General features: G+C 61.5%; 18 protein-coding genes. 6 read left to right on the top strand and 12 right to left on the bottom strand.

Annotated elements, in window-relative coordinates; genetic code table 11:
- Nucleotides 1–163 precede the first annotated feature (163 nt).
- The 3 genes from mfd to HX851_RS11100 are packed head-to-tail and all read left to right on the top strand — an operon-like array spanning nt 164 to nt 6902.
- Nucleotides 164–3613: a transcription-repair coupling factor gene (gene mfd / locus HX851_RS11110; RefSeq protein ID WP_177056518.1), complete on the top strand. Its 3450-nt coding sequence runs from the start codon at nt 164–166 to the stop codon at nt 3611–3613.
- Nucleotides 3614–3625: 12 nt separating this feature from the next.
- Nucleotides 3626–4192 carry a CsiV family protein gene (locus HX851_RS11105; protein ID WP_177056519.1) on the top strand — a complete coding sequence of 189 codons (567 nt, stop codon included), beginning with the start codon at nt 3626–3628 and terminating at the stop codon, nt 4190–4192.
- Nucleotides 4193–4223: 31 nt separating this feature from the next.
- On the top strand, nt 4224–6902 hold the full coding sequence (locus tag HX851_RS11100; RefSeq protein WP_370590506.1) for an SNF2-related protein: 2679 nt from the start codon (nt 4224–4226) through the stop codon (nt 6900–6902).
- Between the two features lie 61 nt (nt 6903–6963).
- On the opposite strand, the gene nagZ is transcribed toward HX851_RS11100, so the two are convergent.
- Both nagZ and HX851_RS11090 read right to left on the bottom strand, forming a co-directional pair.
- Nucleotides 6964–7962 (bottom strand): beta-N-acetylhexosaminidase, encoded by a 999-nt coding sequence (gene nagZ / locus HX851_RS11095; protein ID WP_177065756.1) that lies wholly within the window; start codon nt 7960–7962, stop codon nt 6964–6966.
- Between the two features lie 36 nt (nt 7963–7998).
- Nucleotides 7999–8709 (bottom strand): TetR/AcrR family transcriptional regulator, encoded by a 711-nt coding sequence (locus tag HX851_RS11090; RefSeq protein WP_177056520.1) that lies wholly within the window; start codon nt 8707–8709, stop codon nt 7999–8001.
- Nucleotides 8710–8960: 251 nt separating this feature from the next.
- Between HX851_RS11090 and lexA the strand changes: the two genes are divergently transcribed.
- Together lexA and sulA are read left to right on the top strand one after the other, a co-directional pair.
- Nucleotides 8961–9569 (top strand): transcriptional repressor LexA, encoded by a 609-nt coding sequence (gene lexA, locus HX851_RS11085; protein WP_042937141.1) that lies wholly within the window; start codon nt 8961–8963, stop codon nt 9567–9569.
- Between the two features lie 10 nt (nt 9570–9579).
- Nucleotides 9580–10047, top strand: coding sequence for an SOS-induced cell division inhibitor SulA (gene sulA / locus HX851_RS11080; RefSeq protein WP_017129591.1), 468 nt, complete (start codon nt 9580–9582; stop codon nt 10045–10047).
- 105 nt (nt 10048–10152) lie between these two features.
- On the opposite strand, the gene HX851_RS11075 is transcribed toward sulA, so the two are convergent.
- The 9 genes from HX851_RS11075 to HX851_RS11035 all read right to left on the bottom strand — a co-directional run bounded on the left by HX851_RS11075 (nt 10153) and on the right by HX851_RS11035 (nt 21746).
- Nucleotides 10153–10386 carry a hypothetical protein gene (locus HX851_RS11075; RefSeq protein ID WP_010449609.1) on the bottom strand — a complete coding sequence of 78 codons (234 nt, stop codon included), beginning with the start codon at nt 10384–10386 and terminating at the stop codon, nt 10153–10155.
- Nucleotides 10387–10603: 217 nt separating this feature from the next.
- Complete coding sequence (locus HX851_RS11070) at nt 10604–11377, bottom strand: hypothetical protein (protein WP_177056521.1); 774 nt, start codon at nt 11375–11377, stop codon at nt 10604–10606.
- 29 nt (nt 11378–11406) lie between these two features.
- Nucleotides 11407–13461 (bottom strand): lipase family protein, encoded by a 2055-nt coding sequence (locus HX851_RS11065; RefSeq protein ID WP_177056522.1) that lies wholly within the window; start codon nt 13459–13461, stop codon nt 11407–11409.
- A gap of 158 nt (nt 13462–13619) precedes the next feature.
- Nucleotides 13620–14141 (bottom strand): DUF6586 family protein, encoded by a 522-nt coding sequence (locus HX851_RS11060; protein ID WP_177056523.1) that lies wholly within the window; start codon nt 14139–14141, stop codon nt 13620–13622.
- 198 nt (nt 14142–14339) lie between these two features.
- On the bottom strand, nt 14340–16961 hold the full coding sequence (gene topA, locus HX851_RS11055) for a type I DNA topoisomerase (RefSeq protein ID WP_177065359.1): 2622 nt from the start codon (nt 16959–16961) through the stop codon (nt 14340–14342).
- Between the two features lie 115 nt (nt 16962–17076).
- Complete coding sequence (locus HX851_RS11050) at nt 17077–17313, bottom strand: DUF1653 domain-containing protein (RefSeq protein WP_177056524.1); 237 nt, start codon at nt 17311–17313, stop codon at nt 17077–17079.
- Nucleotides 17314–17401: 88 nt separating this feature from the next.
- Nucleotides 17402–18577 (bottom strand): acetyl-CoA C-acyltransferase FadA, encoded by a 1176-nt coding sequence (gene fadA, locus HX851_RS11045; protein WP_177056525.1) that lies wholly within the window; start codon nt 18575–18577, stop codon nt 17402–17404.
- A gap of 36 nt (nt 18578–18613) precedes the next feature.
- Nucleotides 18614–20761 carry a fatty acid oxidation complex subunit alpha FadB gene (fadB, locus tag HX851_RS11040; protein ID WP_177056526.1) on the bottom strand — a complete coding sequence of 716 codons (2148 nt, stop codon included), beginning with the start codon at nt 20759–20761 and terminating at the stop codon, nt 18614–18616.
- A 547-nt stretch (nt 20762–21308) separates the two neighbouring features.
- Entirely contained in the window at nt 21309–21746 is a 438-nt protein-coding gene (locus tag HX851_RS11035; RefSeq protein ID WP_177056527.1) for a hypothetical protein, read from the bottom strand.
- Nucleotides 21747–21853: 107 nt separating this feature from the next.
- Between HX851_RS11035 and HX851_RS11030 the strand changes: the two genes are divergently transcribed.
- A complete protein-coding gene (locus HX851_RS11030) occupies nt 21854–22294 on the top strand; it encodes a universal stress protein (protein ID WP_017129598.1) in 441 nt (146 codons plus the stop codon).
- 51 nt (nt 22295–22345) lie between these two features.
- Here HX851_RS11030 and HX851_RS11025 read toward each other — a convergent pair whose 3' ends face one another.
- Nucleotides 22346–24265: an ATP-binding cassette domain-containing protein gene (locus HX851_RS11025; RefSeq protein ID WP_177065358.1), complete on the bottom strand. Its 1920-nt coding sequence runs from the start codon at nt 24263–24265 to the stop codon at nt 22346–22348.
- Nucleotides 24266–24440 lie beyond the last annotated feature (175 nt).

Genomic DNA, 24440 nt, shown 5'->3' with positions numbered 1-24440 from the left:
ATAAGTGCAATATGGCACTACATATTCAGCTAAAAAGCGCTATTTCTTGTCATAGCCACTACATTTCCTCCGACATGTAATAGACACAGTCTGCAACTGACAGGCGGCACCCGGGGCCGTTACAATTACCGACTTTGTCGCAACGCTTGGAGCTCAACCTTCCGTGCCCGTTCTGCGTCTACCGCTACTCCCTGCCGCGGCAGGTAAACAGCACTGGGGCAATCTCCCCGGTGCCGCCCTGAGCCTGGCCATTGCCGAGGCTGCCAGCGCTGCCAAGCGCTTCACCCTGCTGCTCACCGCCGACAGCCAAAGCGCCGAGCGGCTGGAACAGGAGCTGAGTTTCTTCGCCCCCGATTTGCCGGTGCTGCATTTCCCGGACTGGGAAACCCTGCCCTACGACCTGTTTTCACCGCACCAGGACATCATCTCCCAGCGCATCGCCAGCCTTTACCGGCTGCCGGAACTGGAACATGGCGTGCTGGTGGTGCCGATCACCACAGCACTGCACCGCCTGGCCCCGACCAGGTTCCTGCTGGGCAGCAGCCTGGTGCTGGATATCGGCCAGAAACTCGACGTCGAGCAGATGCGCACCCGCCTGGAAGCCTCCGGCTATCGTTGTGTCGACACGGTCTACGAGCACGGCGAATTTGCCGTGCGCGGCGCCCTGATCGACCTGTTCCCGATGGGCAGCAAGCTGCCGTACCGCATCGACCTGTTCGATGACGAGATCGAAACGCTGCGTACCTTCGATCCGGAAAACCAGCGCTCCATCGACAAGGTCGATTCGGTGCGCCTGCTGCCGGCCAAGGAGTTCCCGCTGCAGAAGGAAGCGGTGACCCGCTTCAAGGCGCGCTTTCGCGAACGCTTCGACGTCGACTTCCGCCGCTGCCCGATCTTCCAGGACCTGAACAGCGGGATCACCCCCGCCGGCATCGAGTACTACCTGCCGCTGTTCTTCGAGGAAACCTCGACGCTGTTCGACTACCTGCCCCAGGAGACCCAGGTGTTCTCCCTGCCGGGCATCGAGCAGGCCGCGGAAAATTTCTGGAACGATGTGCGCAGCCGCTACGAGGAGCGTCGCGTCGATCCGACCCGCCCACTGCTGCCGCCGGCCGAACTGTTCCTGCCGGTGGAAGACTGCTTCGCCCGCCTGAAAAGCTGGCCGCGGGTCATCGCCAGCCAACAGGATGTGGAAACCGGTGTCGGCCGCGAACGCTTTCCCGCCCGCGAACTGCCGAACCTCGCGATCGAAGCCAAGGCCAACCAACCCCTGGCGGCGCTCTCCGCATTCCTCGAGCAGTTCCCCGGTCGCGTGCTGTTCACCGCCGAATCCGCCGGTCGCCGGGAAGTCCTGCTGGAGCTGCTGGAACGCCTGAAGCTGCGTCCGAAGACCGTCGACAGCTGGCCGGACTTCACCGCCGGCAAAGACCGCCTGGCGATCACCATCGCACCGCTGGATGATGGCCTGGTGCTGGACGACCCGGCCGTGGCACTGATTGCCGAAAGCCCGCTGTTCGGCCAGCGCGTGATGCAGCGCCGGCGCCGGGAAAAACGCGCCGACGCCAACAATGATGCGGTGATCAAGAACCTCACCGAGCTGCGCGAAGGCGCACCGGTGGTGCATATCGACCACGGCGTCGGCCGCTATCTCGGCCTGGCGACCCTGGAAATCGACAACCAGGTCGCCGAATTCCTCACCATGGAGTACGCCGAGGGCGCCAAGCTCTACGTACCCGTGGCCAACCTGCACCTGATCGCCCGCTACACCGGCAGTGATGACGCCCTCGCGCCGCTGCACCGCCTAGGCTCGGAAGTCTGGCAGAAAGCCAAGCGCAAGGCGGCCGAACAGGTCCGCGACGTCGCCGCCGAACTGCTCGATATCTACGCCCGTCGCGCTGCCCGCGAAGGCCATGCGTTCGCCGATCCGAAAGCCGACTATGCAACCTTCAGCGCCGGCTTCCCGTTCGAGGAAACCCCCGACCAGCAGACCACCATCGAAGCGGTACGCGCCGACATGCTTTCGGCCAAGCCGATGGATCGCCTGGTCTGCGGCGACGTCGGCTTCGGCAAGACCGAAGTGGCCATGCGCGCCGCCTTTATCGCGGTCCACGGCGGCAAGCAGGTGGCGATCCTGGTACCGACCACCCTGCTCGCCCAGCAGCACTACAACAGCTTCCGCGACCGCTTCGCCGACTGGCCGGTGACCGTCGAAGTGATGAGCCGCTTCAAGTCCACAAAGGAAGTCAACGCGGCCGTGGCGGAGCTGGCCGAAGGCAAGATCGATATCGTCATCGGCACCCACAAGCTGCTACAGGACGATGTGAAGATCAAGAACCTCGGCCTGGTGATCATCGACGAAGAACACCGCTTCGGTGTGCGCCAGAAAGAACAGCTCAAGGCCCTGCGCAGCGAAGTCGACATCCTCACCCTGACCGCCACGCCGATTCCGCGCACGCTGAACATGGCCGTGTCGGGCATGCGCGACCTGTCGATCATCGCCACGCCGCCGGCCCGGCGCCTGTCGGTGCGCACCTTCGTCATGGAGCAGAACAAGAGCACGGTCAAGGAAGCCCTGCTGCGCGAGTTGCTGCGCGGCGGCCAGGTCTACTACCTGCACAACGATGTGAAGACCATCGAGAAGTGCGCCGCCGACCTCGCCGAACTGGTGCCGGAAGCCCGTATCGGCATCGGCCACGGACAGATGCGCGAGCGCGAACTCGAACAGGTGATGAGTGACTTCTACCACAAGCGCTTCAACGTACTGATCGCCTCGACCATCATCGAGACCGGTATCGACGTGCCGAGCGCCAACACCATCATCATCGAGCGCGCCGACAAGTTCGGCCTGGCCCAGTTGCACCAGTTGCGCGGCCGGGTCGGGCGCAGTCACCACCAGGCCTACGCCTACCTGCTGACGCCCGGTCGCCAGCAGATCACCGCCGACGCGGAGAAACGCCTGGAAGCCATCGCCAATACCCAAGACCTCGGCGCCGGCTTCGTGCTCGCGACCAACGACCTGGAAATCCGTGGCGCCGGTGAACTGCTGGGCGATGGCCAGAGCGGGCAGATCCAGGCGGTGGGCTTCACCCTGTACATGGAAATGCTCGAACGCGCGGTCAAGTCCATTCGCAAGGGCGAGCAACCGAACCTCGACCAACCCCTGGGCGGTGGGCCCGAGATCAACCTGCGCCTGCCGGCGTTGATCCCCGAGGATTACCTGCCGGACGTCCATGCACGCCTGATCCTCTACAAGCGCATCGCCTCGGCGACCGACGAGGAGGGCCTCAAGGACCTGCAAGTGGAGATGATCGACCGCTTCGGCCTGCTGCCGGAGCCGACCAAGAACCTGGTGCGCCTGACCCTGCTGAAACTGCAGGCCGAGCAACTGGGCATCAAGAAGATCGACGGCGGTCCGCAAGGTGGGCGTATCGAGTTCGCCGCGGACACCCCGGTCGATCCACTGGCATTGATCAAGCTGATCCAGGGGCAACCCAACCGCTATAAATTCGAAGGTGCCACACTGTTCAAGTTCATGGTGCCGATGGAACGCGCGGAAGAACGCTTTAATACACTGGAGGCGCTGTTCGAGCGCCTCACCCCGAAATCTGCTTGATAAGGACGCCGTATGCGCCTGATCTCCTCGCTGGCCGTGTTGTTGGCCCTGTTCACCCCGGCAGCCTTTGCCGACGAGCTGTACCAGGTCGAAATGATCCTGGTCCGGCAAAACCTTGAACAACCCTTCCAGAGCCAACCGGCTCCCGAGGACTGGGCCAGGGGCGCCAAGCCCGTCACCGCTGGCGACGAGCGCACGCCCGCGTTGAACGACATGGTCGCCAGGCTCGGCGCCAGCGGCAACTATGAGGTCCTGTTGCACAAGGCCTGGCAACAGTCTCTCAGCGACCAGCCGAGCAAGGTCTCGATCACTGCCGGCGAAGAACAGTTCGGCCAGTTCCCGGTGGAAGGCACGCTGAGCCTGACGCTCAAGCGCTTCACCGACGTGGAAGCGCAGTTCTGGGTCAACCGCTTCGACAACAACGGCGTGGTCAGTGCCAGCGAACGCCTGAACCAGACCAGCCAGACCAAGAACGGTCAGCTCAACTTCCTCGACAGCGGCCACCTCGCGCTGCTGCTCAAGGTGACCTCGCTGTCAGCCTCCAAACGCGAAGCGCCGTCACAGAACCTGGACCAGTGAACACCCGATGCCCTCGCCCCTGACGCCCTCCATGACCAAGCCACTCGCGCCGTCATGGGTCAGCCGCTTCAAGGAACAGAGCCTGGAACGCGGCCGGCGCTACGCCATGGAAAACCGCGTGCGGATCGTACAGGCCGGTGACAGCACCATCACCGCCAGTTGCGAAGGTTCCGGTGGCAATGTCTACCGCCAGACCATTCACCTTCGCGAGTCGGCCAAGGGCACCTTGCTGATCGTCGATGCCAACTGCACGTGCCCGGTTCGCACCCACTGCAAACATACCGCCGCGGTCCTGTTGAAAGTCCAGGAAACCCTGGCCTACCCGGCCGCGGAAAAAGACGCCGAGCTGCTGGAAAAACTGCAGGCAGTGCTTGATGCCCGCCCTCCAGCCCCACCGCAACAGGTCGTCGATGACGTTCTGCCCGTGCCGCGACTGTGGCTGGCCAGCGTCGAGTTCAGCGCCTTCGAACCGCGCAACGGGCGCATGCAACGCTATATCCAGCACCGCGCGGCGCTGTCCTTCAACTACCTGGGCGAGTACGCCAGCGGCCAGAAAAACGCCGATATCATCCAGCGCCAGGAACACCAGAGCCTGCGCATCAAGCGCCAGCCCGAGGCGGAAAAAACCTGTCGCGAGCAACTGCGCCTGCTCGGCTTCAAGATCGCCACGCGCCAAAGCAAGGCCCTGCCGGAAAGTGCCGGCGAGCTGTACGAGATGGTCAACGACAGCGCCTGGCTGAACTTCACCCTCAACGAGCTACCCGGCCTGCGCAACCTGGGCTGGGAGTTGCAGATCGACGAGGATTTCGGTTTTGACCTGAGCACCGTCGACGACTGGTACGCCACTGTCGACGAGGCACCGGAACGCGACTGGTTCGACCTTGAACTGGGGATCATCGTCAATGGCGAGCGCCTGAGCCTGCTGCCGATCCTGCTCAACCTGATGCGCTCCCACACCGAGTTGCTCAACCCCGAGCGCCTGGCCCGGCGCCGGGACGACGAACTGATCCTGGTGAATATCCCCGCCTCGCCCAACGGCAGCCACGGGCCGCTCCAGGTAGCACTGCCCTACGGTCGCCTCAAGCCGGTGCTGGTCACCCTTGGCGAGTTCTACCTGGAAGAACCCGGCACCACCACTCTGCGCCTGAGCAGCGCCGATGCCACGCGCCTCAACCCCCTCGACGGCTTGCCGCTGCTGTGGGAGGGCGGCGAGCAGATCCGCAGCTTCGCCGAACGCCTGCGGGATATCCGCGAGTTCAGCGCGAGCATTCCCGAGGGGCTCAACGCCACCTTGCGCCCCTACCAGCACGAAGGCCTGAGCTGGATGCAATCGTTGCGGCAACTGGAAGTCGGGGGAATCCTCGCCGACGACATGGGCCTGGGCAAGACCTTGCAGACCCTGGCGCATATCCTCAGCGAAAAGAACGCCGGCCGCCTCGATCGGCCGTGCATGGTGGTGATGCCCACCAGCCTGATTCCCAACTGGGTCGACGAGGCCGCGCATTTCACCCCGCAACTCAAGGTCCTGGCGCTGTATGGCGCGGCGCGCAAAAAGCATTTCGAGCAGTTGCAGGATTACGACCTGATCCTCACCACCTATGCCCTGCTGCCCAAGGACATCGAGAAACTCAAGCTGCAACCGCTGCACGTGCTGGTGCTCGATGAGGCGCAGTACATCAAGAACCCCGGCAGCAAGGCCGCCCACGCCGCCCGCGAACTGAACGCACGCCAGCGCCTGTGCCTGAGCGGTACGCCGCTGGAAAACCACCTCGGCGAACTCTGGTCGCTGTTCCACTTCCTCCTGCCGGGCTGGCTGGGAGACATCAAGGGCTTCAACCGCGACTACCGCGTGCCCATCGAAAAGCGCGCCAGCGAAGTGCGCCTGCAACACCTCAACGGCCGGATCAAACCCTTCCTGCTGCGGCGGACCAAGGAACAGGTGGCCACCGAGCTGCCGCCCAAGACCGAGATCATCCACTGGGTCGAACTCAACGAGGCCCAGCGCGACGTCTACGAGACCATGCGCCTGGCGATGGACAAGAAAGTCCGCGACGAAATCACCCGCAAGGGCGTGGCCCGCAGCCAGATCATCATTCTCGAAGCCCTGCTCAAGCTGCGCCAGGTCTGCTGCGACCTGCGCCTGGTCAACGGCGCGACCCTGCCGGCGCGCGGCAGCGCCTCCGGCAAGCTCGACAGCCTGATGGAAATGCTCGATGAGTTGTTTGCCGAGGGCCGGCGGATCCTGTTGTTTTCACAGTTCACCTCGATGCTGGCGTTGATCGAGGCGGAACTGCACAAGCGCAATGTCGCCTATGCCCTGCTGACCGGACAGACCCGCGACCGCAGGACGCCGGTCAAGGACTTCCAGAGCGGCAAACTGCAGATCTTCCTGATCAGCCTCAAGGCCGGTGGCGTCGGCCTGAACCTGACAGAAGCCGATACCGTGATCCACTATGACCCGTGGTGGAACCCGGCGGCGGAAAACCAGGCCACCGACCGGGCGTACCGGATCGGCCAGGAAAAGCCGGTGTTCGTCTACAAGATGATTGCCCGTGGCACGGTGGAGGAAAAGATCCAGCATCTGCAACGGGAAAAATCCGATCTGGCGGCAGGCGTGCTCGACGGGCGCCAGGCCGGCGACTGGCAGTTGCAAAACGAGGACATCGAGGCCCTGTTCGCGCCGCTGCCGGACAAGAAAGCCGGCCGCTGAAGCGCGCGAGCGCGGCATCACCCTTGCAGGCGCATCGCCGGCAAGCCGGCTCCTACAAAGATCAATCGATCAGTTGGGCATCTCTGAGGGCACAAATGGCGCTCAGCCAGCGGGGCTGCTGGCGGTAATCGGTGCGGGCAAAGCCCTGGCCACGCATCCGTGCGATACGTGGCGACGGCGTAACCCGCAGACGCTGCGCCGCACCAAGGGCCAGTTCCGCAGCCGCGCGGTCGTTGCATACCAGGCCCATGTCACAACCGGCCGACAACGCCGCCTCGATACGACTGGCGGCATCGCCCACCACATGAGCACCGGCCATGGACAGGTCATCGCTGAAGATCACCCCGTCGAACTGCAATTCGCCACGCAGGATCTCCTGCAACCAGCGCCGGGAAAAACCGGCGGGCTGCGCGTCGACCTGTGGATAAATCACATGGGCCGGCATCACCGCCGCCAACTGCCGGCTCAGGCGTGCGAAAGGCACCAGGTCGTGGGCACGGATCTCCTCCAGGCTGCGCTCGTCGACGGGGATCGCCACATGGGAGTCCGCCTCGGCCCAACCGTGCCCCGGGAAATGCTTGCCGGTGGCCGCCATGCCGGCGTCCTTCATCCCACGGATAAAGGCACCGGCGAGCAAGGCCGCGCGCTCGGGGTCGCCGTCGAAGGAGCGACTGCCGACCACGGCGCTGCGCTGATAGTCCAGGTCGAGTACCGGCGCAAAACTCAGGTCGAGCCCCACCGCCAGAACTTCCGTCGCCATCAGCCAGCCGCACTGCTCGGCCAGGTGCTCGGCATTCGGGTTGTCGGCAATGGCACGCATCGCCGGCAGGCGCACGAAGCCCTGGCGCAGGCGCTGCACCCGACCACCTTCCTGGTCGACCGCCAGCAACAGGTCGGGGCGAACGGCGCGGATCGATGCACTCAGTTCACGAACCTGGCGCGGATGCTCGATATTGCGCGCGAAGATAATCAGCCCGCCCACTTCCGGTTGACGCAGCAACTGGCGATCTTCAGCCGTCAGCCAGGTACCGGCGATATCGACCATCAGGGAGCCTTGCAGGGCAGTACTCATAGAAAATCCTTGTGAAAAAGTCCGTCAGGCCTTGGCGGTGGCCGGCGCGGTCGACTTGCTGCGCGGGCGCAACTGTGCGGCCGCCATGGTTTCATCGGTCACACCACTGTCGGCGCGCATGCCGGCCGCGAGGAACGGCACCATCAGGCGCATCACCGTCTCGATCGAGGTATTGACACCGAAATCGGTCTCGGCAATCGCCCGCAGCGCCTTGATCCCGGACATGCTGAACGCTGCCGCACCCAACATGAAGTGCACGCGCCAGAATAGTTCGATCGGAGGAATACGTGGGGCCGCTTCATTGACCAGCAACATGTAGCGACGGAACACCTTGCCGTACATGTCCTCCAGGTAACGCCGCAGGTGGCCCTGGCTCTGGCTGAAGGCCAGCCCCAGCAGGCGCATGAAGATCGACAGGTCGTTGCCGCTGCGGGGCTGCACCACCAGGGCCTGCTCGACGAGGATTTCCAGCAGCTCTTCCAGGGTCGGCTTGACCTCGGGCTTGGCCTGGCGCCGCTCCAGCTCGCGGTCGAGGCTGATGCAGAACGGCCCGAGGAAGCGCGAGAACACGGCCTGGATCAGGGCTTTCTTCGAGCCGAAATGGTAGTTCACCGCCGCGAGATTGACCCCCGCCTTGCTGGTGATCAACCGTAATGAGGTCTCGGCAAAACCTTTTTCCGCGAACAATTGCTCGGCAGCATCGAGAATGCGTTCAACGGTTTCCGACTGGGCCATGATTATTCCGCCTGACAAACACTTGTTTGAAACATACGTTTCAGACCATGGAATGTCAAGCCTGACGGTCCATTTGCGGCCGGCCAGTCAGGTATTAAATCATAGAAACCGGGGCCTGTAGCGCAGCACCCGATCCGACTGTCGACACCCTTCCCGGCAACCGTCCGGCGGACGCTTTGAAAAGGAGGATTGCCAAGCGCCTTCCACTGTATATAATCCCAGTCACTGTATAAAAAGACAGAGCGATCGAGATGCTAAAACTGACGCCACGCCAAGCTGAGATTCTGGCTTTTATCAAACGCTGCCTGGATGACAACGGCTATCCGCCGACCCGCGCGGAGATTGCCCTGGAACTGGGTTTCAAGTCGCCGAACGCTGCCGAGGAACACCTCAAGGCCCTGGCCCGCAAGGGTGCGATCGAGATGACCCCTGGCGCCTCGCGCGGCATCCGCATTCCCGGTTTCGAGGCCAAGGCCGACGAGTCCACCCTGCCGATCATCGGCCGGGTCGCCGCTGGTGCACCGATTCTCGCCCAGCAGCACGTCGAGGAATCCTGCAACATCAACCCGACCTTCTTCCATCCCCGGGCCGACTATCTGTTGCGCGTTCACGGCATGAGCATGAAGGATGTCGGCATTTTCGACGGTGACCTGCTGGCCGTGCACACCTGCCGCGAAGCCCGCAACGGCCAGATCGTGGTGGCCCGGATCGGCGAGGAAGTGACCGTCAAGCGCTTCAAGCGTGAAGGCAGCAAGGTCTGGCTACTGGCCGAAAACCCCGAGTTCGCCCCTATCGAAGTCAACCTGAAAGATCAGGACTTCGTCATCGAAGGTTTGAGTGTCGGCGTCATTCGCCGCTGAAGGAGGCGTCATGCAATTTCCGCAAACTCCACAACACGCACAACTGCCCTTGTTCGAAGCGTTCATGGCGCAGCCGCTGGTCCCGCTTCTCAAGGAAGTGGTTGAAACACCCTGGAGCACCGAGCCCGAGGTCTTCAGCGAACTGTCGTTACGTGGCGGGAATTGCCTGAGCCTGCTGGCCCCCATCCTGCGCGAACTGAGCCAGGACCAGGATGCCCGCTGGCTGACCCTGATCGCCCCGCCATCGAGCCTGACCCAGGCCTGGTTACGGGAAGCGGGACTGAATCGCGAGCGCATCCTGCTGCTGCAACCCAGCAGCGCCCAGAATGCCCAGCAACTGACGTGCGAAGCCTTGCGCCTGGGGCGTAGCCATACCGTGGTCAGCTGGCTCAATCCGCTGAGCAGCAGCGCTCGCCAGCAATTGATCAGCGCAGCCCGCAAGGGTGACGCACAAAGCCTGAATATTCGTTTGGGCTAGACACAAGCGCCAGACAGGCACTCTTCGCGCGTATCGCGCAGGGCTTCTCCAGGACAGAGAAGCCGATCAGAATCGACAATCCAGAACAGAAAGCGGTTGGCAGCTTCAGTGAAGAACGCGCGGACCGTCTTCTTTCTCGATTTCGCCTTCCACCAGTCGCCCCGCCATCTGCACGCCCACGCTCAACATGGCCTTGGCCACCTCGACGTGCTGGCCCTGCAGGAAAGCCTTGGCATCTTCAGAGAAGTTCAGGGTGACCAGAGAACCTTCGTCCTCGGCCCGGCGCAGCTCGATACGGCCGTCCGGCAGCTCGACGATTTCTAGAAAGGACGTAGGCATAAAAGTCTGTTCTCCACGAAAGGCCAAGATTATATCAGTCATCCGTGGCAACTCGCTCAAGATCTCAACAGCTTTCTTTACGGCTTGATGAACAACTGACAGACGGGGCTTACAGTCCAATCATCCTGGCCATATGAAAATGTCAGGCGACAAGCGGCCCTGACACGACCACTCAGGCTGACGGACAGGCCGAGCAACGCCACGGGAAGAGCAGACTTCATTGTTTGCCCTGCGCAGCGAGGCGGATGGCCTGCAATCTGAGGAAGTTAGGATGCCAGCGACCATCGGCGAAAACACTGCCGTCTGGATAAGTGAAGGTTGTGTAATTGCCCTTTTTCTTTACCTTGGGCCCCGCTGAATAAAGAACGAAATCGGAATGCAGGACAGGCTCGAAATACACCTGTCGTGCTTGCAAAGCCCGATACTTCACGTAAATGCTACCCTCACCCGCCAAACTGACTGTTTTTCTGTATGGCCCCAAAAAATCCTCACTGATCCATGGGTAATAATCCTTCTTGATCGTCAAATCACCATCGACTTTTATGCCAGACCCACCGCGTGGAGAGTTGTTGCGGTCAAACATCACCACAACACCACCTCCCGCGCCGTAGGTCACGTTCTCGCCAAAGTAAGTGGGATTGGAGTAAACAACGCCAAAGATCACATTACTCAAACGCCACTGGCACTTGCCACCGCCATCAATGGGCAACTTGGCCTCGTAAAGATCGCTCTGACCCTGACGCTGCGGCTGCATATCAACATTGCGGTAACCGTCCAACTCGATGCGCTGGCCACTGGCCCCACGAGTGATGCGTTTACAGATCGACGAGCGGTACATCACGTTCATGGTTTCCGCTTCCAACTCCTTGGGCACTTTCACGGTCACCGTGATCTGTTCGCTATCAGGAGGCGGCGCGAGGCTGTAGTCCTTTGCGCAGCCGCTCAGGCTGACGAACAAACCGAGCAGAACAGCGCTCATTCTCTTGGGCATGGTCTTTTCCTTGTCCGCGTCGTCGCGACTCAACCGTAGGTTTTCTCGTAAAAAGCCTGGGGATCGGCCACGGCGTTGAAACGCTGCAGGGCCTCAACACCGCCTTCGGCGTCTTCGGTCATCTGCAAGGCCTTGCCCAACTGGTACTGCAGATCAAGGAACAGGCGATTGCGGGCCAATTGATCTTCGGGAGTGTTCGCGGCGTGCTCCTTCATCTGCTGTTCGAAGGCTTGTCGCTGTGTCTGCCGACCCAGCAATGGATCGCGCTCGGCATTGATCGACTCCAGCAACTGGCCGTAGATATAGGGCTGGTACTTGCCCATGAAGTGATTGCCGATCCCCATCAGCCCACCTGCCTTGGGGTTGCCATAAGGCGGGAAGAATGTGCGCCGACTCTCGCTCGTCAAGGACTGGGTAAAGTCGCCCTGGGCTTGCTTGACCTTCTGGTTGTCCTCCTCGCTCAGACTGGGCACCAGATAGAGCTTGGCCACTTCAGGAAGACGGTAGGAGATCGTGGTGTGATAGGGCGCGCCGAGCCCGTCCTTGTTGCGATACGCCGGGTAGTGCGAGCCTTGAGATTGCCGGTGCTGGTCGGTCTTGAAAAACATGGCGATTTCGCCGTGATGGCCATAAGGGTCGTCGTGCTTGAATAACGGGCTGGTGGCCAACTGAAGCAGCGACCAGGTAAAACCCAGGGTCGTGCCCAGCGGGCCATAGAGGTTGTACAGGTAGTTATCCAGTTCGGCCTCGGGCGGCACGCTGGGGATGGTGTCGGTGTCATTCACATGGCGGAAATGCTTGATCTCACTCAGGCTCTGTATCGCCTTGAGGGTGAAGGTACGGGGCATGCCGTAGGTGTAGAGCAGCGGATTCTTGTCCTTCAGCGCTGCCGCATGGATCAGGCCGAGGGCGCCTCCCAGGCTGTGGCCGCAAATAAATAGTGGCTTGTCAAAAGCCTCTTTAGGAATCGTCTCCCCCAGATCTGCGGTATAGATTCTTCTCGCCAGCTCGAACGCCTCGCGAAAGCCCAGATGCACGCGGCCCTGCGGGGTCAGGTCGGGACAAGGCACCTTGGGTTCACAGTTGGCCGCGACCTCCGGCTTGACCGGGCGGAAGGTCACATCCGTCGCCAGATCGGTGAAAGGAAATGCCATCTCGGTACCACGCCAAGCGACCAGCACCTGAGAGGCACTGATGGCATAGAACAACTGGGTATCCCCTTCCGGCGGCTCGGCCTGAGTGGTATCCAATGACTCGACCGTAGTGTAACGACCACTGAAAGGAACATCGGTGACCAGACAAGGCGCCGATCGACCGTTTTCCCATAGCAGCGGCGTGCGCGACAGATCCAGGCATTGTTGCTCGAAGAACTCCTCGACGGAGCCTCGTTGCTCCTCGGGCAACCTGCTGTATGCCAGGATGCTCATCAAACTCAGGTTGTGGGCATTGGCCAGGCTGTACTCGGCCTGGTGATGCAAGACCAGCGACCAGGCGCGTAACGGGCAGATTTCCAGCACATGACGGCGATCCAGTCCCTCGTCGCTGACGGTGAAACCGCTGTAGGTCGTGTCCGGAAAGTGAAAGGCCGGGGGATGATCGGGATCCACCAGGGGCGGGTCGAGGGTCGGCAACTGGTCGCATAGCTGACCGATACGCAGGTAGTGATAACCATAGCCTGCCGCGCGTGCCTGCTGTTCGATGGGCGAGAAACCCGCGCGCTGCGGACCATACAGCGGGGTACGATCACCGAAGCCTGGCAGTGGTGGTTCGGCCCGCTCGGCGCGCAATCGACGGGTTTGCAGTTGCTCGGCCAGGGGGTTGGCCGCCAGTTGCAGGGTAATGGGGATCGGATGCAGGCCCTCGATACGAATCACACCCTCGGCATCGCTCTCACCCGAGCATTCAGGCGCGCAGGCTGCGCGGGTGGCGTCATTGACCGCCCGCCAAGGCAGGTTCGCCAAAGGCTCACCCTGCTCATCGAGCAATTGGAACTCGATCCAGTGTTTGATCTGCGGGCCACAGATCACTTCCTGGACGGTGCAGATAGTGTCTGTGCGAAGTATTCGGTCGTTGTGAGTGGACATCCGTTGTTCCTTATTCAAAAGGTTGACGGATGATTCTGCTTTCCGAGGCTGTCTAGATGAATAGGGTTTTAAAAAACCAGAACAGTCCTACATTTCCTTCTTACAACCGTCTAGCCCCTGAAGGAATAACGCCATCGTCGGGGACACGACTTGATCAATCAGCACTCGTTCAAACCATCACGAAAACGGATCGCCAGCCCCTTGAGGTTCTGCCGCCAGCCTTCCAGCTCCTCACGCCCCAGCTCCGGCACTTCTTCCTCGTCCAGGCTGACCGCCACGATCAACGGTTGCAACACGTCTCCCTTGGCCTTCCTGGGCGCCTGGGGCGGCAAGTACAAGGCCGTGTGCGCAACAATCAGACGGGCCAGCCAGGTTTGCGGACTGTGGGCCAGTTCCACCAGTTCGGCCATTTCCGGAATGGCGATGGATTCCAGTACTTCCCGGGTCAGCAACAGCTCGGCACGCGGTGCATTGGCCTGGGGCAGGCGGTAGAAACCGGCAATCTCATGGCACAGCCCGAGCAAGGCGCCGTACAGATGGAACACCACTGCTTCACGCTCGGCCTGGATCAGCGCCAACGCGTTCATCGCCCGGCTTTCCTCGGCCTTGCCCAGGGCTTCGAGCGCAAGGCCCGCGTAAAAGATCTTCTGGTTGGTGCGGGTATAGAGTTCGTTGGCCATGACGGCGCACTCCAGGACAAAAAGCCACAGGCGAAACCTGTAGGAGCCGGGCTTGCCCGCGAAGCTTTTGATGTCTTCAAGGACACCTTCGCGGGCAAGCCCGGCTCCTACGGGGATATGCATCATACCGGGAAAAACATCCAGCCCCGAGCTTGCGGACGAACGCGACAAGGCTCAGGGCTTTATCCAACAGTGGGATCAGGCGCCCTGGCGCTTGTCCTCGACCTTCCACTTGCCGCCGTCGTAGAACGCCTTCCAGCCGGTCGGCTTGCCGTCCACTTCGCTCTGCACGTACTGCTCCTTGGTCTTGCGGCTGTAGCGAATGACCGCTGGACGACCGTCCGGGTCCTTCTTCGGCGCTTCACAGAGGAAGTGGTACTTAGGATCGATCTCGTCCTTGTGCGGAACGATTTCGCTCACCAGCGGTGCACGGGTCTCGCGGTTTTTCGGGAACTGGCTGGCCGCCAGGAACAGGCCGGACGCACCGTCACGCAGGATGTAGGTGTCGTTGACCTTTTCGCACTTGAGTTCCGGCATCTTCACCGGATCCATCTTCGGCGGCGCCGCATCACCGCTCTTGAGCAGTTTGCGGGTGTTCTTGCAGGTCGGGTTGGTACAACCGAAGAATTTGCCGAAACGGCCGGTCTTGAGCTGCATTTCACTGCCGCACTTGTCGCATTCCAGGCTCGGGCCTTCGTAGCCCTTGATCCGGTAGTTGCCTTCCTCGATCTCGTAGCCCGCGCAATCCGGGTTGTTGCCACAGATATGCAGCTTGCGCTTCTCGTCCAGCAGGTAGGCATCCATCGCCGTGCTGCAGATCGGACAGCGATGCTTGCCACGCAGCACCAGGGATTCCGACTCGCCCTCGTCGTCCGCGGCGATCTCATCGCCCGGAACCAGGTTGACGGTAGCCTTGCAGCGCTCTTTCGGCGGCAGGCTGTAACCCGAGCAACCGAGGAACACGCCGGTGGAGGCGGTACGGATCTGCATCGGCCGGCCGCAGGTCAGGCACGGGATATCGGTCATGACCGGCTGGTTGGCACGCATGCCGTTTTCCGCGCCTTCGGCCACTTCGAGCTTCTTCTTGAAGTCGCCATAGAACTCGTCGAGCACGTTTTTCCAGTCGCGCTCGCCCTGGGCCACGTCGTCGAGGTTCTCTTCCATGCCGGCGGTGAAGCCGTAGTCCATCAGGTTCGAGAAGCTTTCCGCCAGACGCTCGGTGACGATGTCGCCCATCTTCTCGGAATAGAAGCGGCGGTTGTGCAGCGCCACGTAGCCACGGTCCTGGATGGTGGAAATGATCGCCGCATAGGTCGAAGGACGACCGATGCCACGTTTTTCCATTTCCTTGACCAGGCTGGCTTCGGAGTAACGCGCCGGCGGCTTGGTGAAGTGCTGGCTCGGATCGAGCTGGATCAGCTTCAGCGCATCGCCCTGGGCCATGTCCGGCAACACGTCGTCATCGCCCGGCTTGGCGATCTGCGGCATGACGCGGGTATAGCCGTCGAACTTCAGGATGCGGCCCTTGGCGCGCAGCTCGAAGTCACCGGCGCCCACGGTCACGGTGGTCGACAGGTATTGCGCCGGCAGCATCTGGCAGGCCAGGAACTGGCGCCAGATCAGCTCGTAAAGGCGCTCGGCATCACGCTCCATGCCCGACAGCTTGCTCGGCTCGGTATTGGCGTCGGAAGGACGAATCGCTTCGTGAGCCTCCTGGGCGCCCTCCTTGCTGCTGTAGATGTTCGGCGAGTCCGGCAGGTACTTCTTGCCGAACTCGCTCTCGATGTAGGTCCGCGCCATCGCCACGGCATCGACCGAGAGGTTGGTCGAGTCGGTACGCATGTAGGTGATGTAGCCGGCTTCATACAGACGCTGAGCCATCATCATGGTCTTCTTCACCCCGAAGCCCAGGCGATTGCTCGCTGCCTGCTGCAGGGTGGAGGTGATGAACGGGGCCGACGGCTTGCTGCTGGTCGGCTTGTCTTCGCGCTTGACGATGCTGTAGGCCGACGCCTTGAGCTTGTCCAGTGCCGCCATGGCCTGGGCTTCGTTCAGAGGCTTGAAGGCCTCGCCTTTTTCCCGAGCCACTTCGAAACGCACCTTGGCGCCCTTGGTGGTGCCCAGGTCGGCGTGGATTTCCCAGTATTCTTCCGGGTTGAACGCGCGAATCTCACGCTCGCGCTCGACCACCAGCTTCACCGCCACCGACTGCACACGCCCGGCGGACAGGCCGCGGGCGATCTTGGCCCACAGCAGCGGCGAGACCATGTAGCCCACCACGCGATCGAGGAAGCGTCGTGCCTGCTGGGCATTGACCCGGTCCAGGTCCAGTTCGCCCGGCTTGGAGAAGGCTTCCTGGATCGCCTTCTTGGTAATTTCGTTGAACACCACGCGCTTGTAGCGGCTGTCGTCACCACCGATGGCTTCCCGCAGGTGCCAGGCAATGGCTTCCCCTTCGCGGTCCAAGTCGGTTGCGAGATAGATGGTGTCAGCATCCTTGGCGAGCCGGCGCAGCTCCTCGATCACCTTCTCCTTGCCGGGAAGGATCTCGTAGCGGGCTTTCCAGCCGTGATCCGGATCGACGCCCATGCGCGAGACCAACTGCTTGCGCGCCTTCTCTTTCGCCGAGAGCACGGGCGCTTCGCCGGCGGCGGCCTTGCCACGCTTGGCGGCAGGTTCCTTGGCGGCGCTAGCCGAACCGCTGGTGGGCAGGTCTCGGATATGGCCGATACTCGACTTCACCACGTACTGGGTACCCAAGTACTTGTTGATGGTCTTGGCCTTAGCCGGGGATTCCACAATGACCAGCGATTTGCCCATGGATCGGAAAATTCCTGAATGCTTGAAGTGAGAGCGCAGCCCGCGTCTGACGCGGCACCGCTATATATAGTGGCAACAAGGTGAGGTCAAGCGCAGGGTTCTGCGCGATCGGCACTCATGGCCTGGAAAAAAGGCTCGGTTCGACTTGCACCAAAGCAAAGCGTGGGACCCGTTCGCCGTCAACCTCGACCGACTCCAGGAACATGCTCAAGGGACGTACCCAGAAGCCGTAATCGCCATACAGCGCTTGGTAGAACACCACTTCCTCTTCGGTCTCGGAATGCCGTGCCACGCTGAAAACGCGGTACTGCGGTCCCTTGTAGTGCTGATAGAGCCCAGGCTGCAATTTCATATATCGGCCCTCTTACAAAATAAAATAAAAAAAATTTCAGAAAAACAAAAACCGGGGCACTAGGCCCCGGCTTCCATCGACGAAACGCTTAGACGCGTTCGAAGACGGTGGCAATGCCCTGGCCGAGGCCGATGCACATGGTAGAGACCCCGAGGGTCCCGCCATTCTGCTTCATCACGTTGAGCAAAGTGCCGGAAATCCGCGCACCGGAACAACCGAACGGGTGGCCCAGAGCAATGGCGCCGCCGTGCAGGTTAACCTTCTCGTTCATCTTGTCGAGCACTTTCAGGTCCTTCAGCACCGGCAGGGCCTGTGCGGCGAAGGCTTCGTTGAGCTCGAAGAAGTCGATATCGGAGATTGCCAGGCCTGCACGCTTCAGCGCTTTCTGGGTCGCAGGTACCGGACCGTAGCCCATGATCGCCGGATCCACACCCGCCACCGCCATCGAGCGGATCACCGCCAGGGGCTGGATGCCGAGGTCCTGGGCACGCTGCGCCGACATCACGATCATGCACGAGGCACCATCGGTGATCTGCGACGACGTACCCGCCGTCACGGTACCGCCCTTGGGGTTGAACGCCGGCTTCAAGGCCGCCAGGCTTTCCAGGGTGGTTTCCGGACGAATGGTTTCGTCGAAGTCGAACACTTTCAGGAAACCGTTCTCGTCATAACCCTGCATCGGGATGATTTCGTCCTTGAACTTGCCTTCCACGGTGGCCTTGTGAGCCAACTGGTGGGAGCGCACGCCAAAGGCATCCTGCTGCTCGCGGGTGATGCCGTGCATCTTGCCCAGCATCTCGGCGGTCAGGCCCATCATGCCCGAGGCTTTCGCCGCGTACAGCGACATGTGCGGGTTCGGATCGACACCGTGCATCATGCCGACATGGCCCATATGCTCGACGCCGCCGACGACGAAGACGTCACCGTTGCCGGTCATGATCGCCTGGGCGGCGGTGTGCAGTGCGCTCATCGACGAGCCGCACAGGCGGCTGACGGTCTGGCCGGCGGCGGTGTGCGGGATCTGGGTCATCAGCGACGCCATGCGCGCGATGTTCCAGCCCTGCTCCAGGGTCTGGTTCACACAGCCCCAGATCACGTCCTCGACTTCATTCGGGTCGACCTTGACGTTGCGTTCCAGCAGCTTGCTGATCAGGTGCGCCGACATGTCCTCGGCACGGGTGTTGCGGTGCATACCGCCCTTGGAGCGGCCCATCGGAGTACGACCGAAGTCGACAATCACGACGTCTCTAGGATTCAAGCTCATTGGTTTCACTCTCGCTCTAGTGGTGCCGGACGGCGCTTAACCGAAGAACCGCTGGCCACTCTTGGCCATTTCGCGCAGCTTCGCGGTCGGGTGGTACAACGCGCCCAGATCGGCGTACTGGTCAGCCAGGGCAACGAACTCGGCGACACCGATCGAATCGATGTACCGCAGCGCACCGCCACGGAAGGGAGGGAAACCAATGCCGTAGACCAGACCCATGTCGGCTTCGGCAGCGGTCTCGACGATACCGTCTTCCAGGCAACGCACGGTTTCCAGGCACAGCGGGATCATCATCCAGTTGATGATGTCCTCGTCGGTCACCTCACGCTGCTCGTAGATAATCGGCTTGAGCACTTCCAGCACCGACGAATCGGCGACTTTCTTCTGCTTGCCGCGCTTGTCGGTCTCATAGGCGTAAAAGCCCTTGCCGTTCTTCTGGCCCAGGCGCTTGGCCTCGTACAGGGCATCGACGGCCGAACGACGGTCGTCCTTCATGCGGTCCGGGAAACCTTCGGCCATCACGTCACGACCATGGTGGCCGGTGTCGATACCGACCACATCCATCAGGTACGCCGGGCCCATCGGCCAGCCGAATTTCTCCATGATCTTGTCGATACGGACAAAGTCCACACCGGCGCTGACCAGCTTGGCGAAACCACCGAAGTACGGGAACAGGATACGGTTGACCAGGAAGCCCGGGCAGTCGTTGACCACGATCGGGTTCTTGCCCATTTTCTTGGCGTAGGCCACGGTAGTCGCTACCGCTTGCTCGCTGGATTTCTCGCCACGGATCACTTCCACCAGCGGCATCATGTGCACCGGGTTGAAGAAGTGCATGCCGACGAAGTTTTCCGGACGCTTGAGGGCCTTGGCCAGCAGGCTGATGGAAATGGTCGAGGTGTTGGACGCGAGGATCGCATCTTCCTTGACCTGGGTTTCGACTTCCGCCAGGACCGCCTGCTTGACCTTCGGGTTCTCGACAACGGCTTCGACGACCAGGTCGACATGACCGAAGTCACCGTAGGACAGGGTCGGACGAATGCCGTTGAGTACTTCGGCCATCTTCGCCGCGGTCATGCGGCCCTTGTCGACACGGCCGACCAGCAGCTTGGCGGCTTCGGCCAGGCCCTGCTCGATACCGTGCTCATTGATGTCCTTCATCAGGATCGGCGTTCCCTTGGAAGCCGACTGATAGGCGATACCGCCGCCCATGATACCGGCGCCCAATACGGCGGCCTGTTTCACGTCCTTGGCGATTTCGTCGTAGGCCTTGGCCTTTTTCTTCAGTTCCTGGTCATTCAGGAACAGACCGATCAGGCTTTGTGCGGCCGAGGTCTTGGCCAGTTTCACGAAGCCGGCGGCTTCGATTTCCAGGGCCTTGTCGCGACCGAAGTTGGCGGCTTTCTGGATGGTCTTGATGGCTTCGACCGGGGCCGGGTAGTTCGGACCGGCTTGACCGGCAACAAAACCCTTGGCGGTTTCGAACGCCATCATCTGTTCGATGGCGTTGAGCTTGAGCTTGTCCAGCTTGGGCTGGCGCTTGGCCTTGTGATCGATCTCGCCGGAAATGGCGCGTTTGATCAATTCCAGGGCAGCTTCCTGCAGTTTTTCCGGAGCGACCACGGCATCGACGGCACCGACTTTCAGGGCGTCTTCGGCACGGTTTTCCTTACCGGCGGCGATCCACTCGATGGCGTTGTCCGCACCGATCAAGCGCGGCAGGCGCACGGTGCCGCCAAAGCCCGGGTAAATCCCCAGCTTGACTTCCGGCAGGCCGATCTTGGCCGTGACGGACATGACGCGGAAATCCGCGGCCAGGCACATTTCCAGACCGCCGCCCAGGGCGATGCCATTGATCGCGGCAACGGTCGGCACGGCCAGGTCTTCGAAATCGCTGAAAATCTTGTTGGCTTCGAGGTTGCCCGCCACGAGCTCGGCATCCGGCAACTTGAAGTTGTCGACAAATTCGGTGATGTCGGCGCCGACGATGAACACGTCCTTGCCGCTGCTGACAATCACACCCTTGACCGAGGCATCGGCCTTGATGGTGTCTACCGCCTGACGCAATTCGTTCAGGGTTAGACGGTTGAACTTGTTGACGGACTCACCCTTGAGATCGAACTTCAGTTCGACGATGCCACTTTCAAGAGCCTTAACCGTGATGGCTTTACCTTCGTAAATCATCAACTGATCTCCACGATATGGAAGCTGAACAGTACACGTCGGACGCTAGCTCCTGGCCCGGCATTGACCTCATCGTCACTGCTACGCCAAGCCGCCAGGCACACCCGCCGACGCGATAGTCGGGATTCTGTAAGAGCCGTCTGATCAGACAAACGCTCAATTCATACGCCCGTTTGATTTGGGTGTGGACACCTTCACGGAATTCGAGGCAATTGTCAATTGCCGAAAACGCCCCTGAAAAGGCGACTTTCCGGTCACTTTCCAGGCGCGCAGTCGCTCCAGCAGCCGGTCTGATGGCGCTTCATTCATGAAATCAATAACAACCGAAGCAACCAGGTCAGACAGAAAGACGGGAATAGGCCTACCAGCCCCCCAGGAAACAGCCTAGTGGAAAATAGGGACGCTTTTTATGAACACAAGGCGTAAGCTCGGCAACACAGATTGACCGGCCTGCCTGGCCAACCCCAGCCCGATGTTGCCTGTCGGGCTTTTTATTGTCTTTCTCCCCATCGCGGGATCGGCGCCGTTGCAGCCCGACCCGCCTGCTTCAGGCCAGCGCCTTGAGCACTGCGGCGATGGCCAGCAACACCTGTGCCTCACCCCGCTCGCCCCAGTAGAGCGCGATCATCTGCTTGTCCGCCTCGACCTTGAACACATTGGCCGGCAATGTCCTGAAATGAACCAGCAGGGATTCGTCCTCCAGCACTTCGCGCCATTGGTTGAGCCAGATCCCCGGCTCGGTCTGCCAGTAACTCCAGCACGCGGGCTCCTTGCCACGGCGGGGCCGGTGATACTGTGCACAGGGGCTCGGCGGCTCCTGCGGCAGCCAGTGTGGCCACTCCTGGGGCGCCAGTTGCATGCCCAGGCCGATACGACGCGCTTCCATGCGCAGGGCCATCTGACCGCTCTGGCGGCGCGAGGGGCGCAACCACGCCAGAGGGCTGAGGACCACTGCCAGGATTGACACCACTATCCAGACCGTCATATCTCTACTCCCCGAAGATTATTCATGAGCGATTGGGTCACTGCTGAACCAATCAGCTTGAAACGAGCCATACTTAAAGCAATTGCGATCCTCAGGAGGTGCCTTTCATGCCCTACCACCACATTCTGGTTGCCGTCGACCTGACGGAAGAATGCGACCCGGTGATTCATCGCGCACGCGAACTGTCGGTCAGCAACAGCGCCAAGCTGTCCCTGGTGCACATCGTCGAGCCCATGGCCATGGCCTTCGGCGGTGACGTGCCGATGGACCTGTCCCAATTGCAGCAGCAACAGTTCGACCAGGCCAAGGAGCGCCTGGAGCGGCTGATCCTCAAGTATCCCGAGTTGTCGCGTGACACCAGCCACCTGACCTACGGCCAGCCTCGCCAGGAAATCCATCACCTGGCCAAGGAACAGGCCTGCGACCTGATCGTGGTCGGCAGTCATGGCCGCCACGGCCTGGCCCTGCTGCTCGGCTCCACCGCCAATGACGTGCTGCACGGTGCGCCGTGCGATGTCCTCGCGGTCCGCCTGCAAAGCAAGAGCTGATCATCAAAAAGCCCGGCATGAAGCCGGGCTTTTTGCTTGCCGATCGATCAATCAGGCATCCAGCTCGGCCCAACGCTCCACCATCACCTCCAGTTCAGCCTGGAGCTTTTCCAACCGGGCAATCACCGCAGCCGTTTCAGCCGCAGGGCGCTGGTAGAAACCCGCCTCGGCCATTTCAGCCTCGGCAGCGGCGATCTGCTGCTCCTTGGCATCGATCTCGCCTGGCAGGGCTTCGAGTTCGCGCTGCAGCTTGTAGCTGAGCTTCTTCTTCGCCACCGGAACTTCAGCCTGGGCCGCCACCGGTGCCGGTGCAGCGGTAACGACCGCCGAATTCAGCTCGGCCTTGCCCGACTTGTTCTCGGTCACACCCAGCAGACGCGGAGAACCACCCTGGCGCAGCCAGTCCTGATAACCACCGACGTATTCGCGGACCTTGCCTTCGCCTTCGAAGACCAGGGTACTGGTCACCACGTTATCGAGGAATGCCCGGTCGTGGCTGACCATCAGCACGGTCCCCTGGAAGGTCAACAGCACTTCCTCCAGCAGTTCGAGGGTTTCCACGTCGAGGTCGTTGGTCGGTTCGTCGAGCACCAGCAGGTTCGCCGGCTTGCTGAACAACTTGGCCAGCAGCAGGCGCGCACGCTCACCACCGGACAAGGCCTTGACCGGCGTACGCGCACGCTGCGGACTGAACAGGAAGTCGCCGAGGTAGCTGAGCACGTGACGGCTCTGGCCATCGATATCGATAAAGTCGCGACCTTCGGCGACGTTGTCGATCACGGTCTTTTCCAGGTCCAACTGATGACGCAACTGGTCGAAGTAGGCCACGTCGATACGGGTGCCCTCTTCCACTTTGCCACTGGTCGGCACCAGGCCGCTGAGCATCAGCTTCAACAGGGTGGTCTTGCCGGTGCCGTTGGCCCCCAGCAGGCCGATCCGGTCGCCGCGCTGCAGGACCATGGAGAAATCCTTGATCAGGAACGGGCCGCCCGGATGGGCAAAGCTGACATTGTCGAGGACCATGACCTGCTTGCCGGACTTGTCGGCGGTTTCCAGCTGGATATTCGCCTTGCCGGTACGCTCGCGACGTTCGCTACGCTCCACGCGCAAGGCCTTCAACGCGCGCACACGGCCTTCGTTACGGGTACGCCGGGCCTTGATGCCCTGGCGAATCCAGACTTCTTCCTGGGCTAGGCGCTTGTCGAACAGCGCGTTGGCGGTTTCTTCAGCGGCCAGGGAGGCTTCCTTGTGCACCAGGAAGCTGGCGTAGTCGCCGTTCCAGTCGATCAGGCCGCCGCGATCCAGTTCAAGAATGCGGGTCGCCAGGTTCTGCAGGAAAGAACGGTCGTGCGTGATGAACAGCACGGCACCCTGGAAATCCTTCAGGGCCTCTTCCAGCCAGGCAATCGCACCGATATCCAGGTGGTTGGTCGGCTCGTCGAGCAGCAGCAGGTCCGGTTCGGACACCAGCGCCTGGGCCAGCAGCACGCGACGACGCCAGCCGCCGGACAACTCGGCGAGGGTCTTGTCGGCAGGCAACTGCAGGCGACTCAGGGTGCTGTCGACCAGTTGCTGCAAGCGCCAGCCGTCACGGGCTTCGAGGTCATGCTGGACATGCATCAGCTTGTCCAGGTCGGCATCGGTGACGATGTTCTGGCTCAAGTGGTGATACTGCGCGAGCAATTCGCCGACGCCGTCCAGGCCCTGGGCCACGACATCGAACACGGTCCGCCCGTCGGCCACCGGCAGCTCTTGCGGCAATTCGCCGATCTTGAGCCCGGGCGCACGCCAGACGGAGCCGTCATCGGGCTTCTGATCGCCCTTGACCAGCTTCAACATGCTGGATTTGCCTGTGCCGTTGCGGCCGATGATGCACACCCGCTCACCACGGGCGATCTGCCAGGACACCTTGTCCAACAACGGCATGGCGCCGAAAGCAAGGGACACATCGCTGAATTTGAGCAGGGTCATGAGCTTCTCCAAAAACCGGGCGCGCATTCTACCTGACTTGAGCCCCGAGGCGGCCGCGATTTTTGCCAATGCCCCGGCCAAGATGACATTTAGTATCAAGTTGCGTACAGCGCCCGGCAAAACTTTCGCCCGTCGCCGGCAAAAGGCTAAGCTACCCGACAATCAGTGTCGGCGT

The organism is Pseudomonas gingeri (assembly GCF_013385635.1).
In the GTDB taxonomy this organism is placed as follows: Bacteria; Pseudomonadota; Gammaproteobacteria; order Pseudomonadales; family Pseudomonadaceae; genus Aquipseudomonas; species Aquipseudomonas gingeri_A.
Note: the sequence above shows the minus strand (reverse complement) of the source record. Positions and strands in the feature narration are given on the sequence as shown.